At 46.0% G+C, this 14,992-nt stretch carries 9 protein-coding genes; all 9 read right to left on the bottom strand.

Features of this window, described 5'->3' with window-relative positions:
• Positions 1-138 precede the first annotated feature (138 nt).
• A complete protein-coding gene (locus ABDK00_RS04755; RefSeq protein ID WP_346238729.1) occupies positions 139-1,014 on the bottom strand; it encodes an aldose 1-epimerase family protein in 876 nt (291 codons plus the stop codon).
• 28 nt (positions 1,015-1,042) lie between these two features.
• Positions 1,043-1,867 (bottom strand): SDR family oxidoreductase, encoded by an 825-nt coding sequence (locus ABDK00_RS04750; RefSeq protein ID WP_346238728.1) that lies wholly within the window; start codon positions 1,865-1,867, stop codon positions 1,043-1,045.
• A gap of 17 nt (positions 1,868-1,884) precedes the next feature.
• Positions 1,885-2,943: a metallophosphoesterase gene (locus ABDK00_RS04745; protein ID WP_346238727.1), complete on the bottom strand. Its 1,059-nt coding sequence runs from the start codon at positions 2,941-2,943 to the stop codon at positions 1,885-1,887.
• A 91-nt stretch (positions 2,944-3,034) separates the two neighbouring features.
• The gene (locus ABDK00_RS04740; RefSeq protein ID WP_346238726.1) at positions 3,035-4,576 is read right to left on the bottom strand and encodes an alpha-N-arabinofuranosidase; all 1,542 of its coding nucleotides are present in this window, start codon (positions 4,574-4,576) and stop codon (positions 3,035-3,037) included.
• 178 nt (positions 4,577-4,754) lie between these two features.
• Complete coding sequence (locus ABDK00_RS04735; RefSeq protein WP_346238725.1) at positions 4,755-5,909, bottom strand: glycoside hydrolase family 27 protein; 1,155 nt, start codon at positions 5,907-5,909, stop codon at positions 4,755-4,757.
• A 68-nt stretch (positions 5,910-5,977) separates the two neighbouring features.
• Positions 5,978-8,290, bottom strand: a complete 2,313-nt coding sequence (locus ABDK00_RS04730) for a glycosyl hydrolase 115 family protein (RefSeq protein ID WP_346238969.1) — start codon at positions 8,288-8,290, stop codon at positions 5,978-5,980.
• A 123-nt stretch (positions 8,291-8,413) separates the two neighbouring features.
• Positions 8,414-10,819, bottom strand: a complete 2,406-nt coding sequence (locus ABDK00_RS04725) for a glycoside hydrolase family 2 TIM barrel-domain containing protein (protein ID WP_346238724.1) — start codon at positions 10,817-10,819, stop codon at positions 8,414-8,416.
• Between the two features lie 175 nt (positions 10,820-10,994).
• On the bottom strand, positions 10,995-11,957 hold the full coding sequence (locus ABDK00_RS04720; protein ID WP_346238723.1) for a polysaccharide deacetylase family protein: 963 nt from the start codon (positions 11,955-11,957) through the stop codon (positions 10,995-10,997).
• A gap of 43 nt (positions 11,958-12,000) precedes the next feature.
• Positions 12,001-14,961: a glycoside hydrolase family 2 protein gene (locus ABDK00_RS04715; protein WP_346238722.1), complete on the bottom strand. Its 2,961-nt coding sequence runs from the start codon at positions 14,959-14,961 to the stop codon at positions 12,001-12,003.
• Between the last annotated feature and the right edge of the window lie 31 nt (positions 14,962-14,992).

The following is a 14,992-nucleotide window of genomic DNA, read 5'->3' as shown; positions in this document are numbered from 1 at the left end:
TTAACGGGCCGAAAGATAATTGATAAACCCGAAAACGCGAGAAGTTGAAATGTTATATTTATTACGGCAACCCGAGATTGGCCGTTTTTTTTGAAGACGCTGATGCCTGGCGGCCGCTTTCAGAATTTTTGGAATACGCTAACCAATGGTCGTAAATTGCCAGCTTCTTTCAAAGGTTTCGTGCGAGGCGAGTTTATGAATCCCCTCTTTTTCACTCAATTCCTGCGAGCTATCAACGGCATCCGCAATACCACACCAGGGTTCGATACAAATAAAGTCAGCATTTGGTGCAGCCCATATCCCGAGATAAGGAAACCCTGCAAAATCGAAAGCAAAGCCTGCCCCTGATTTTGACGATAATAGTTGTAGCTTCGAACTGTTTAAATGCTTCAACACAATAGCATCCTGATAAAATAAGTCTTTTCGAATGGGCAAAATGCTGCTGTTATGTAAAAGCGGCGCTGAAGCGGATTTGATCAAACCATTGTCTAATAACCAACGGCCCGTATTTTCTTTCTTTTCAAATTCAATAGTATAATCTTCGTATTGATCACCCGCAAACAGCGGCAGCTTAAATGCCGGATGGCCACCGACTGAAAAAAACATATCATCGCCGCCTTTATTGATGACGCTATACTTCACTTCTAGGCCGTTGTCGAGCAGGATATAATTAATATAAAATTCGAATTGAAAAGGATATATCGCCAGCGTAGCATCATCGCTTGTCAAAACAAAGGACAATGTCGTGGGCGTTTGCACATGAAGGTCAAAAACCCTGTCGCGCGCGAAACCATGACGCGGCAATTGATATTGCTTTCCCTTAAAATGATAAACACCCTCTTTCAGAGCGCCAACGATGGGAAATAAAACCGGCGCATATTTGGGCCATGGTTCGCCACCGTGCCACATGTACGACTGGCCACTCTTAAGATCTTCGATTTGCTGTAGTTCAGCGCCTTTCGCAGCCACCGCTATTTTCATCCGCTCATTTTGCAGGGTGTATTTCTTGTCCATAATTTAAAAACTTTTATGACAAAGCTTTTTAAACGCCGCTAAAAACAGTGAAGCCGCCATCCACTTTGATGGAAGTGCCGTTTACAAAAGTAGACTCATCGCTCAACAACCAAATCAGGGCGCCGGTGAGTTCGTCCGGATTGCCAAACCTTTTGTAGGGCGTGCTCCTGATTACTTTCTCCCCGCGATCGGTATAGGAACCGTCTTCATTTGTCAGGAGGCGGCGATTTTGTTCGGCCAGGAAAAAGCCCGGCACGAGCGCGTTCATCCGCAGCTTGTCACCATATCGATTGGCCATTTCAACAGCGAACCATTTTGTATAAGCCTCAATAGCCGTTTTTGCCAGACTATAGCCCAACACTCTTGTCACCGCGCCGTGAGCGGCAACCGAAGAAATGTTCACAATACTGCCACGCTGAGATGTTTCCGCAATCGCTTTTCCAAAAATCTGAGTAGGGAGCAAGGTGCCAAACAAATTCAAATCCATTACCTGTTTGAGCGCGTCCATATTCAATTCAAAAACCTGATCATTGGGTTGAACCACCGCGCCCGGCTGGTTTCCACCTGCCGCATTTACCAGCCCGTCTATTTTTTGAAATTTATCCAGCACTTTTTTGCAGGCGGCCTCCAACTGTGCCTGATCACTAACATCGGCGATCAAAGCAATCGCCTTTCCGCCAGCTTGCTCAATTTCAGCAACTCTTTCCTCCGCAACTTTTTCATTACGTCCCAACACGCCCACGATGGCCCCCTGCGTTGCCAGATCTTTAATAAAAGAATGGCCCAAAACACCTGTCGCGCCTGTTACAATAATTACTTTACCGTCAAGAGAAAATTTGTTACTCGTCTTCATTCAAAAAAGTTTGATTTTTAGTTATATAATCCATGTGTAAACTCGCTGTCGCCATCCTGCTCCTTAATCACCGAACCATTGGCCTGCGGCGTAAAAGTAAGCACACTTAGCGTTTGCTTAGTTTTATTCAGGCGCATCAGGCGCATCGTTCCGCTTCCGCCGTTGCGATCTTTCGAACCCCCATAGGGCGGGCTTTGGCGCGATTGATAATCCTGCAAATAGGTTTTAATAATATTTCCGTTGTAGGTATCTTTTCTAAAGCCCTCACCGGCAATATGCCCGCCGAGCATCAGGAAAACATTGCTATGTTTTTTCGCCATTTCATAAATGCTCTGGCCCTGCTTAGTGAAATTGCTTTCGGAGCTATTGTCGCCCATACCCGGCTTGTCGCCACTAGTTGTAACTTTCGGACGGCTCAGCATGCTGTGCGACACGAGGATCGCTTTGCGATCGGGATGAACGGACAACACGCTGTCTGCCCATTTCAAAACTGTCTTCTCGTAGCCGGCATGAAAGCCCTTGCTGCCCGGCTGGTTGTAAGGGAAATAAACGACCATATATTTTTCTCCGTTGGCCGAGAAGATATCAAAATGGGCTTCTGTGTTGCTGTTGCTGCTCAAAGCGCCGCCAAACCAGGACCGGTTGCCGAAATGGTTCCGCCCAAAGTACCGTGCATATTGCGTTGTATCACTACTAAGAGCAGGCGTACCATTGGGCGACTGATCATGATTTCCTACCGCAAGGCCGTAGGGTACACCGGTTGCATCGAGCCGATACATCTGCTCTTTAGCGCGCTCCCATTCGGCAGGTGCATTATGATCAGTAATATCGCCCAGATGAATCACATAAGCGATCTTTTCCTTTTTATAATTTTTTAGAATCCAGTCCACCTGGTTTTCAAACATCTTCATCGTTCCACCATGCCGCAACGCTGTGTAATACTGCGTGTCGGGCAATACGGCAATCGAAGCATACTCATCGCCTTTCTCGATGCCGTAGTCCGTGAGCAGCGACGCCGTTTTGCAACCGGCAATTCCAACAATAATAAAAAGCGCCAAAAAATATTTTCTTACCATACATAAGATTTAGAGGTTCGACATGTTTAATGCTTTCGTGCCACCCCGGTTAAAAATTTATTATATCGCGTTAAGACTGGCATCCCGGTTATTAGTTTAACGTAACGCTTACCACGCTCAGCTTTGGTAGTTTAACCACCAGATTGTTGCCGGACAAACGGGCGCCATCAAAACCAGTGGGCGCTACCTTTCCTTTATTTTCAAAAGTATTAATATCATTGAATTTAGCCGAGGTAAGCATGCGGCCGCTAACATTCTTATAAACCTTTCCTTTTAGCGTTGCGTTGATGGTAATATCTTTTCCTGCATCGATATTCACAAAAGTGATATGAATGTTACCCGCTTCATCTATCGAGGCCGAGGCGTTAACGGCAGGAATTTTTTCAGTTCCATTGGCGTAGTCGGGGCTTGTAAAATGAAAAGGAATCAAGCGCCCGTCCATATGACCCGTGAATAAATCAAATACATAATAGGTAGGCGTAAGCAACATTTCTTTTCCTTTGGTAAGGATCATCGACTGCAAAACATTCACGGTTTGCGCCAGGTTGGCCATTTTTACGCGGTCGGCATGGTTGTTAAAAATATTGAGCGTGGTTCCGGCGATCAGCGCATCGCGCAGGCTGTTCTGCTGATACAAAAACCCGGGATTGGTGCCCGGTTCCACATCCGTCCAAATGCCCCATTCATCGACTACTAATGCCACCCGCTTTTCTTTATCATACTTATCCATGATCTCTGAATGCTTTTGCACCAGTTCTTCCATATGCAGGCAATTCTTCATAGTTTGAAAATATTGCGCCTCGTCAAAAGCAGTGGCCGATCCTTTCTTGCCCCAATTGCCGGTTGGTAGGGTGTAGTAATGAAGCGTCAGGCCCCACATTTGATTGCGCGGTATATTCTTCATCAGCACTTCCGTCCAACGGTAATCACCGGCGTTAGCGCCGCTTGCAATTTTTTTAAGCGGGGCGCCCGGGTAATTTCTTGCGTAGGTGGCGTAGCGCCGGTACAAGTCGGCATAATACTCTGGTCTCATATTGCCGCCGCAACCCCAGCTCTCGTTCCCAACTCCCCAATAGGTCACTTTCCAGGGCTTTTCCCGTCCGTTCTGTTTCCTGAGTTCGGTCATCGTGCTTTGCGCCGGCGAGTTGAGATATTCTACCCATTTTGCCATTTCTTCAACCGTTCCGCTGCCGACATTTCCGGCAACGTAGGGCTCTGTATTTAATAATTCACAAAGCTCCAGGAACTCATGCGTTCCAAAACTGTTGTCTTCCGAAACGCCGCCCCAGTTGGTATTTACCATTTTAGGGCGTTCGGTATATTTACCAATGCCATCACGCCAGTGATATTCATCGGCAAAGCAGCCACCCGGCCACCGCAGGTTGGGAATCTTAATTTTTTTTAATGCTTCTACTACGTCCAGCCGAATACGTCCCTGCTTTCTGACATCCAGCTCTTCATCTACCCAAAAACCATCGTAAATGCAGCGCCCCAAATGTTCTGCAAAATGGCCATAAATATGCTTACTGATAATTGTTTGCGCACTATCGGGCAAAAGGGTTGCCTGCACGGATTGTGCATTCACACACGATAAACCGGAAACAAAGGCAAGGGATAGAAACAGCTTTCTCATTAGATTATTTTTTTTTATTGGCGGGGCTTTAAAACAGATCTTCTCATTTTGCCGGCAAGTTTAATTGTTCCTAAGCCCTTAAAAATATGTAATTAATTCATTGAAAAGAACGAAAACGTTTGAAGTATTTTTTTAAAGACACGCAAGGGTTTTTTCTTTGAAAGCATTTCGATATATCCTAATAAACCTTTAAGATGACTACCCCATGGCCAGCAACCTCCAGACTCCCCAGGCTTTTTAGCCTGCCAAGGTTTTGATGCTTCCATAAATCCCGGACCTTGTACTTATTTTTCAGGCCGAGTTTTTCAGTGGGTATTGTAAAATAAGAAGTTTTATCGCTGCGGTTTAAAATGGCAATAGCATGCTCCTTTTTATTTTTCAAGCGCTTCATCCAAACTTCTGTATGGCCGTCTTTAAACACACGCCGCGCCTGCACCTGGCTGATATCCTGGTTAATAGCAATGAGCTCTTTATTTGTAAGCAACCGAAGCGTTTCATCTGTCATTTTTCGCAAATCATTACCCGCCATCAGGGGTGAATTGAGCATGCACCACATCGAAAAATGAGTCTTATCTTCCTCATAGGTCATACCGCGGCCCACCTGCAAAATGTCCATATCGTTATAATGCCCTGGCGACGCATATTGATATAAGTCTGCATTTTGGTCAATAATTTTTAAAATCGACTTGAAATTATTTCCGATATCGTGCGACATTCTCCAGGAATCGGCGAGCCTGATGGCCCATTCGCCTGGGAATTGCCAGCGGCAAATATTAAACCCGATTGCGGGGTCGATCGCTTTTACGGCTTTGATAATTTTGGTGTATTCCGTTTGCTCATCAAGCTTCATCTTTTCACCACCGCACCAATCTACTTTTAAAAAATCAAAACCCCATTCTTTAAAAAACAGTTGGCAATCCTGCTCGACATGCCCGTAAATACCGACCCCAAAGCCATTAGGATCCTTATCCCAAATGGACCCGCAGGTATTTTTTCCAGCGTCGGTATAAATACCTGTTTTCAGTCCCTTATGATGAATATAAGAGGTGAGCGCCGCCATGCCGGAGGGAAATTTTTTAGCCTCTACAAACAGTTTTCCGGACGCCTCGCGCCCGCCAAAATAGCCATCGTCAATATTGACAAACTGATAACCGGCATCATGAAGGCCGGTTGCAATCATGGCATCGGCTTGTTCCCTGATCATTTTTTCGTTGATGTGGATACGAAATTCGTTCCAGCTGCTCCAACCCATCATAGGCGGCCGCGGCTGCGCCAACAATCCGCCAACCATGTTCAAACAGATAAAACCTAAAAGCAAAAATCCTTTAACCATTGTGAAAAATTATACATGAAAAATAGGCGCCAATGATACAAAAAAATAGAGCTCGTTAGCCATTGCCGTTACCAAACCGTGATTTGATCGATGACCACTCCTTCGTCAAGCGCCTTTATTTTGATCGTGTGTTTTTCCCTGCGCGAAAGCTGATGCGAGGTAATACACAGCGCCTGGTTGCGCAACACGTTTTCTTTCCATTCCTCACTTCTCCCCTGTGTTGCATAATCGACTTCCTGAACCGGCTGCCCATCTACCTGAATGGCATATCGAATAGCGCTGCCTTCCACAGGATGGTTGGGCGCCAACGCTACTTGTATTTTAGCTGATTTTCGATTTCCGGACACAAAAGTATAATCAACGGCACTCCCTTTTTTAACGCTGATCGCGCCACGCTGATACCCTAACCCATGTCCTACCGGTTTAGCTCCACTATATGCTGTAAATTCAATTCCATTAAACAAACGTACCGGACGGCTTTCCTGCTTCAACCCAGCCGAAACAGCATCATGCGGCACGCGTTCAAAAACTGCGAGCCCGCGCGGCTGATCGTTCATGATACCTTTCCATTTGCCGTTTCGCAGGCAGTCATATTGCGCCGTCAGCGCTTTAATGGTATCAAACGCCGCATCACTTGGAGGCCAGCCGGCCTTTCCATGACGCGCCAATTGTGCGAACAATAGCTTCCTGTTAATAGCTGCGGCGCCGCGCACCGGATAAGCGATCAATTGAAACCACGCATCCCGCTTTTCAGGAGGAATGTCCTTCTCTAGCTGTCGAACTTTATCATCAATCGCTTTGTATGCTGATAAGCGCTGGCGAATTTCTTGCTCCGACCAGGGAAGATCCGCAATGGATTTATATTTTGGATCCTTCTCTTCGGTTCTGGTACTGCCCATAAATTCAGGCTTGCGGATATAAGCCAGCCGATAATACTCGTTCATCACTTCCAGCAGCGCCGGCGCATTCGCCGCTCCAAATTCACGGCCTAACCACGATTTTAAATGATAATCCAACCCTGAGCGGCTATTTGCAATCGAATTGATATCCCAGGCTAAGTCTAAAAACATTTCTGTGAGATACTCCGCAGGTTTTATATCACCGACATTTACAACCCATAGATGGCGTGCTCCTTTGTCGAAAGCCCTCTTCATCTGCGTGTATACCTGCGCGGGATGGGTAGTCGCCAACCACAAATAATCGTGGGGCCGCCCCCAGTAAGAAATATGATAGTATACCCCATTACCGCCTTTGCGTAATTTTTCTTTTTCATTTGGAAAATGCCGGATGTAACCATAATTATCATCGCACCAAATCAGTGAGACATCTTCGGGCAGCCTTAGTCCGTAATCATAAATATCCTGCACTTCCTTATAAGGGATAAAAACCTGCGGTATTTTTTCTGCCGCCGGATTGATATATTGTGTTAATAATGCCCGTTGATCTTTAATCACCTGCGACAAAATCGCTTCCTGTTCGGCCAGTGTATTTGCGCCCAGCATTTTACTATCATGTACGCCTCTGATACCTAAGGTGTAAATCGCATTAATACCACTGCTTTGCTGAACCCTTTCGCTCCAATACTTATATATCTCCGGCTGGTTAGTAAGGTAGTTGAAGGCTCCCATCGCCTCTTCCTTCCACTCGTCGACATTATTGCGCAGCATGGGTTCGGCATGAGAGCTTCCAATATAAACCCCATATTTTGCGGCCGTTTTAATATTTTCAGGGTAATGAAAAAAAGCCTTCGTGCTGGGGTGCATCGCCGGCCACAGTAAATTGGCTCTCAGGCGAAGCAATAGTTCAAACACTTTGGCATAGGTTTTCGGACCGATATCGCCGGTTTCTGTTTCATAAGTTTTGGCGGCCCAGGGTTGCAGGCCCCAATCTTCATCATTAATAAAAATGCCGCGAAATTTTACGGAAGGCGCAGCAAATCGTATAAAGCCGTCTTTCAGAACCTGGGCCTTTTTCTTTTGCACTTCAGCGTCGGCCCACCACTCCCAGGGAGAGACACCGATCATCCGCGACAGTTCTAAAATGCCGTAAGCCGTGCCCAGGTTGTCGCTACCGATTACGTATAAATTTTGACCACTGACGCCAATAAAAAAGGCCTGCGATTTTGCCTGAAGCGAATCCTTCCATTTCCCAAGCAGCTGCAACTGCGCGGTGCTTAGATGCCCTAATGTGCCCACTATCAGCGCAGCATCTTTCCGGAAACTTATTTCGCCACCGAAAACGCGGACATAATCTTTGCTAAAAATTTCAAGGGCCGTATGCACGACAGGATCGTGCGTGTCATCGACAGACAAGTTCAGTTTGGCATTTGCCTTGAATACAAAATCGGCATAAGCAGCGATCGGAATAATCAATCCCAACATTACTATCAAACCGATTCTTTTATAATATTGCCTTTTCAATCCTTTGAAAGCATCATTTTATCAAACAAAAATAGTTGCAATAAGAGTTATTCTTATGAAATAACCCAGCTGTCAAAATCCTGATTATTGCGTTACAAATATCGCTGAAGCCGACTTCAACCCTTTCGCTACCGCTTTAATAGTCACCCGCCCCGGCGTTTTACCGGCGCGAAGAATGGCCATGGCAAAGCCGTGATACAACTGTCTGCGATCCCCGTTAAACAGGGCATCACTAAAATGATCTCCATTATCAACGGCTAACAACGAAGCGTTGCCGGACACTTCAAACTTCACCTCGGCTTCATCGGCCGTGAAAACATGTTTCCCGTTTTTATCAACAGCATATACTTTTACATATTGCAAGCCCATACCATCAGCTTTCCACTGATTATTTTCACCTTCTATTTTCAGAGCTACCGGTTTGCCGGTGGTTTGCAATTCATGACGCGCCACTTCTTTACCATTTGTTTTTGCGATAGCCACAATTTTACCTTCGTGATAAGGAATCCTTTCCCAATAAATCATATTCCGCTTTGCAATACTATCAATATTATTTTTTTGTGTTCCGAAAGATTTGCCATTTATCAATAGCTCCACTTCTTCCGCGTTGGTAAAAGTGTACAGGTTTTGCTGACTTCCCGCAGCGCGGTTCCAGTGAGAAGAAAGCGGCAGGTAGCCAACAGTAATATCATTCCATTCAATATTTTCCTTTTGGTTGTCCATTACCGCAATTCTTACCAGAGGGCGATCGCTAAATGCGCTTTCAATAAGATATGCCTGAGGCAGTGGTTCCAAAGAATGATCAAAAAAAGAATAACTCCATCCCTTCTTAGGCCAGCCGTTCGACTCGCCCCAATAGGCAATCGCGCCCCAGTAGGCCAACCCCACCATTTTGTCGCGGTTCATTCCAAAAAAAGGTTGCAACAATTCATTGGTCGTCGCTTCGCTCTGATAGATATTCATATCCGGAGCATGTTTGAGATAGTCGGCATAATTATACCAACGATAATTGAAGCTGGCCACATCCGTTACCGTTGCCAACTCGGGTGGAACGATATGGATATTGAAATCGGGATCTGATTTGCCCATGCCGCCTGCCCGCGCAGGAAACATGGCCACCGTTGATTTGCGTGTGGGATCGTATCGGTGCGCCAATACTTTTAAAAGATTATAAGAGGTCACGCCCCAATCGCCGGTAGGATAACCCGCCAGGTCTTCCCGCATTTGTAATTCATTTCCGAAGGACCACATAATCACCGAAGGGTGATTTCGATCGCGTTTGATCCATTCCGAAATATTTTGAGGCCAGAGTTCCGTCCAGGGTTTACGGCCGGGCCAATAATCTTTATTACTCCATTTGTCATACAATTCATCCACAATCAATATCCCTTTTTCATCTGCCAGCCTTAGAAACGCCGGGGAATAAGGATTATGCGAAGTCCGGATATGATTATATCCAAATTTTTTCAGCAGGTCCATCTGTCGCTCTATGGCCGTTTCGAAAGCGGCAGCGCCTACTGCGCCTAAATCATGGTGATTGGAAATCCCTTTAAGAAAAACCTTTTTACCATTTAATTTAAACCCAAAAGCCTTATCAAATTCAACGGTGCGAATACCAAATTTCTCAATCACCCTATCGACTATTTTGCCATCTAAAACCAACGTTATCACCGCTGAATAAAGATGGGGAGTTTCGCATGACCATAGCTGCGGGTCCGCTACTTTAATAACAGGCATAGGCAACTCAACCGATTGCAGTTTATTTCTTTTGGGCGCCTCAAGTTTGGAAATGCCTATCTGTTTACCATCCGGAGCAAGGATCGCTGCTTCAACCTGAAGATCATAAGATTTATTGCGGATGCCTTCCAGAGCAACCTGAATATTTACGTCGGCAAACTGACTGGTGATTTGCGGCGTTGTAACAAACACGCCATGCCTCGCGACCGACACTTCATGTTTTATAATTAAATGTACATCGCGAAACAAACCGCCACCCGTGTACCAGCGCGAACCACCTTTTGTACCGGTTGAAGCGTGAACGGCCACCACGTTATCCGCATCGTATTTTAATAACTTACTAATATCGGTTTCAAAGCCAAGATAGCCATAATCGGTTCCGCCGATCTTTTCGCCATTTAGCCATACATCGCCGTAGACCATAATGCCTTCAAAATCGAGCAAGACCTTTTTACCGCGCCAAGCCGGATCGGCTTTGAATGTTTTACGGTACCACCCCTCTCCCATTTCTTTAAACCCACGTGCTCCGCCCGCTGATTCAACCCAGGGTTGGTTGATCTGAAAATCGTGTGGCAGGTCCAATTGCTCCCAGGCCGCGTCATCATAAGCGGGAAGCTGCGCGCCTTCTGCAGGGCCGAGATGAAATTTCCAATCAAAATTGAAAAGATGGCGCGATCGTGCCGGCTCCTGGCTATGGACACCAGCGGCGCAGGCGAAAGCTGCGATTATAAATAGCATTAAGTTTTTTTTCATCCGTAAATTTTTTATGGTTCTATGTTCGAATGGAGCTTATCATGTATCAAACTTTTATTTCCCTGTATTGATAGAAATGAAAATTTTACAATCAACGTTCCATCTGATTATCGTTTATATATATTGTACCGAAACTGTATTCCAGTTGGTGTTGCTATGGGCCGGAAAACTTTTATCATTTGATTTTGACAACAATGTCTTTTCCAAATGGATCAAAATCAAAAAGGATTCGATTTCCGGTTCTTCGAATTTTTATTTTCGAGCCGCCCTGCTTGATTTGCACTGGTCGTCCTCCGGCATTTGCTATAACGCCGGTCAATGGCGCCGTAAATAGGGTTTTGTCCAGCGATGATTTTAGATGCACCACAAATCCATTTTTCCTGTCTGACACTTCATATTGGAGGCTATCCCTTTCTTTTTGATAAGAAACTACTTCCCTGAAAGTCGAGATCCATATTTCATCTTCCCTCGATTTTACATCGTTGAGATGACGCCAAAGTATTTGCGGCGTGGCAAAATGGTCATATCCATAACTGATGCCATGCGTCATGGTGACGCCCCACTCGCCATTTTTTATTAATTCATCCGCCCATTTACGCAGGTTTTCATCAGTCGATTTTCCGCCGACGGAGCGCTGGGAAAGCCTTGTACCCACGCGGTTTTGCGACGCAAGCTTTACGCCTTCCGGAGTTTTGGTATTATTTGGATAACAGAACGTCCGTGGCATCACTCCCGTATGCGCATAGATAGCGCTATCATTTTTGCTTATATCTACTGCAATTTCTGCCAGCGGAAACCGACCGAAATTTTTATGGGCCCAGCCATGATTAGAAATCTCCTGCCCTTGGTTTGCCATCTCTTTTAGTTCGCCCCAATCCATTCTTGTAGTATCTTTTGACGGGGCAGCATCGCTATTAATCTTGCTTCCATTGATCCAAAAAGTAGCTTTAAACCCGAGCGCCATCAAACGCGGATACACCAGTGTGTAATGCTCTTTCAAGCCATCATCAAAAGTGTAGGAAATAGCGCAGGCTTTATCATGTCTAAATTTAGCGACAGCGAACCCATGCGTTTGCTGGGCGGCCACCGGCAACGCGCTCCAAAAAACAAAACAAACGATGGTCAATAAATGGTTCATAGTTATCAGCAGGAGTTGGACATAGATTTACTTTTCACAAACCTTAGTTTACCATCTTATAAATTTCAGCTTCGATAATGCTCAGAGTGCCCTTTGCATTGGCATCGTCTCTTGCGACGCCATCGTCTAATTTTTTACCGCCCACTTCTACTTCGTTGTTTTGCCTGGCTACGAAGGAAGTACCAAACAACTGGATCTTTATTTTTTTCCCTTTCTGAGATTGGACCGGAATGGTGCAATAACCCAAAGACGTTGTGGTATTTCCCTTAAACACTTCCTTCCCATCCACATAAATAATTAAGGGGTAGGATCTTGACCTGAAATTATTGAGCTTTAACGCTACCGCGTCAATAACGTCCGCCTGATCTAATTCGTACTCGATCCAGGCTGTTGAAAGTTTCCCGTCATTCACCCAATCTGACAGTTCGTTGTCATCATAGCTCTTTTTAATGTCGCCGGCATTAGCGCCCGCAGTAGCCGATTTAATAAGTAATGTATTTCGAATTTGTTTAAAAGAAGGGGTTGAAGGCGTGGCGCCTCTTGTAAGATGAGAGGGCAGCTGAGCGCCCGGCAAATTAGTAGAAAGGCCGCCCTCCGTTTTTACGGGTTTTGTGAGCAACTGAATAGCAGCCGATTGCAATCCTTCGGAACGCGCTTCGATTTTGATGGCGCCTGCCGTGGTAGTGGAGCGAACAAGAAAACGGTTCACACCCCCTTCCACCGGAAAACTTCTGGCAAGCACATAATTATCCGGCCCCATCGCCATGCCACCGCGCCATTCGCCCGGGCCTTCCAACGTATAATCAATCATATTTAAGGCAGTCGGGCAACGCCGTCCTTTAGCATCAACTACTTCCACTTCTACCAGAGCGACGTCGTTGCCATTGGCTAAAAACGGTAGAGGCCGATCAATCGCTTTTAAGCGCAGCGCCACTGGCTTGCTCACTGTTTCAAGTTGAGTAGCACAAACCTGTTGGCCTTCCTTATCGTAACCGATCGCTGCAATAACGCCAGGCTCCCATTTTACATTTTTGAAAGTGAAAATAAATCCGTCGCTCACCGTGCCATAACCCAATGATTTGTCGTTGACCTTCAAAGCTACTTTGGCAGCAGAAGAGATTACATAGATATCTTTCTGAACGCCGGGTTTATAATTCCAGTGGCCTACAATATGAGCACGGTAGCGTTCTGGATTCACCCAGCCATCCCACATCACTTCATGCGCGTAGTAATTCTGCTTTTTAATTCGCAGGGCATCCACTTCCCCGCTGCGGCGATAGTTTTCTTCCCCCCGGTGATGCGTATTCGTTTCCGACCAAACGATGTTCACCCCGCCGCTGCTCACCCTGCGGCCGGTGCCGGGCCTTTCACGCCAAAACTCATACCAGCGCTTTACATTTTCGAGCGCATGAGACTCCATGTTGCGATTATAAGCCGCCGCTGCCTGCCCGTTGTGCATCGGCCCATCACCGTCTTTGTGATAGGGCGGCGTCCACTCGTCCCAATATTTGCGCGAACCCTCATCGCGCGAGTACTCCATTGCCCACATGGGAATATCAGCGCTTTTATTGGTATAGAGCATTTCGCCTCCATATTCCGCTTCTTTACTATCGAGCATTTCGCGGCTGCCGATTGCGCGCCCCCCCTGAGGATCGTATAAGTCGCGCAGCGCTTTCATTTCACGCATATGCGCTTCACTGATGCTTTCATTGCCACATTCATAAAAAATAATGCTTGGGTTATTTCGATTATAAATGATCGCATCGCGCATAACGGATACGCGCTGGTTCCAGCGTTGACCGTCGACATCTTTTTCGGCATCTCCGGCGGGCATGGCCTGCATCAGCCCCACCCTGTCGCAACTTTCAATATCCTGTTTAGAGGGCGTAATATGCATCCATCTGACCAGGTTACCACCGCTTTCTACCATCAGGCCGTTGCTGTAGTCGCTCAACCAGGCCGGCACAGAAGTGCCCAACGCCGGCCACTCGTTCGAGGTTCGCTGTGCATAACCGTGTATCATGATAACACGATCGTTGAGATAGACCATCCCGTTTTTAAATTCAGTTTTTCTAAACCCCGTCTTCGTATTTACGGTGTCAATCGGCTTGCCATCCACAATCAGTTCCGTTTTCACATCATAGAGATATCCATAGCCCCAACTCCAGAAATGAAGCCCATCCACTTTCGATGCGGCGCTTAGTATTTTGGTTTCACCAGCGGCCAAAGTCGCCGCTTCAGTTTTAAATTGCTTTATCAACTTTTTCTTATCGAAAACAGACACGCGGTAAGTAACCTGCTGCTCCTTTCCGGTTTCATTTTTTATCTCAGATGAAGCATTGATGGTTGCAGATTTTTGTTTGATATCGATATCGGAGGCATAAATGTAAACGCCTGTTGTTTTCAGGTCAGCATAAAGGGGTAAAGTTTGATATAGCTTGGGCGTAATATGTAAAAACACATTGCGGATAAGCCCACCATAATTAGCATTGAAGTTCCTGTCTTCCCATTGGTACTTTGTATTGGTTGCCCGCTCGCGGTAATCCCATGAATTATCAATTCTTGCAGCGATAACATTGTCGCCTTCGAAATGAACCAGCGGGGTAATATCAAATCCAAACGCCGTCACGCCATTTTCATGAAAGCCAATAGGCTGGCCATTTACATAAAAATCTCCGGCCTGCCTTATTCCTTCAAATTCGATAAAAACCTTATGGCCTTTGGCTTTTGCGGGCAATTTAAAATGTTTGCGATACCAAACAACGCCGGTTGACAGATCGCGAATATCCTCTTTAAAAGCCTCATCTTCATTCCAGGCAGCCGGAAGTGTGACCGGCTTCCAATAGGCGTCGTTATAATCCACACCCTTAGCAGCAGCGATATCGCCCAGTTCATATTTCCAATCACTGTTAAAATTGTATTTGCGCTGGGCCGCCGCCTCGCCGCAAAAAAGGGTGGCAAACAAACCGTAGCCGAACACCAAAAAAATCCTGAAAAAACGCATCCTGAAAAATTTTTTAAAATAGCATAGCACG

Origin of the sequence: Niabella insulisoli (assembly GCF_039652435.2) — a bacterium.
In the GTDB taxonomy this organism is placed as follows: Bacteria; Bacteroidota; Bacteroidia; order Chitinophagales; family Chitinophagaceae; genus Niabella; species Niabella insulamsoli.
Note: the sequence above shows the minus strand (reverse complement) of the source record. Positions and strands in the feature narration are given on the sequence as shown.

Bases quoted from the DNA above. Each gene is read 5' to 3' on its own strand.
- ABDK00_RS04730 (WP_346238969.1), bottom strand. From the start codon at position 8,290: ATGTTGGGATTGATTATTCCGATCGCTGCTTATGCCGATTTTGTATTC.
- ABDK00_RS04755 (WP_346238729.1), bottom strand. From the start codon at position 1,014: ATGGACAAGAAATACACCCTGCAAAATGAGCGGATGAAAATAGCGGTG.
- ABDK00_RS04750 (WP_346238728.1), bottom strand. From the start codon at position 1,867: ATGAAGACGAGTAACAAATTTTCTCTTGACGGTAAAGTAATTATTGTA.
- ABDK00_RS04735 (WP_346238725.1), bottom strand. From the start codon at position 5,909: ATGGTTAAAGGATTTTTGCTTTTAGGTTTTATCTGTTTGAACATGGTT.
- ABDK00_RS04720 (WP_346238723.1), bottom strand. From the start codon at position 11,957: ATGAACCATTTATTGACCATCGTTTGTTTTGTTTTTTGGAGCGCGTTG.
- ABDK00_RS04725 (WP_346238724.1), bottom strand. From the start codon at position 10,819: ATGAAAAAAAACTTAATGCTATTTATAATCGCAGCTTTCGCCTGCGCC.
- ABDK00_RS04715 (WP_346238722.1), bottom strand. From the start codon at position 14,961: ATGCGTTTTTTCAGGATTTTTTTGGTGTTCGGCTACGGTTTGTTTGCC.
- ABDK00_RS04745 (WP_346238727.1), bottom strand. From the start codon at position 2,943: ATGGTAAGAAAATATTTTTTGGCGCTTTTTATTATTGTTGGAATTGCC.
- ABDK00_RS04740 (WP_346238726.1), bottom strand. From the start codon at position 4,576: ATGAGAAAGCTGTTTCTATCCCTTGCCTTTGTTTCCGGTTTATCGTGT.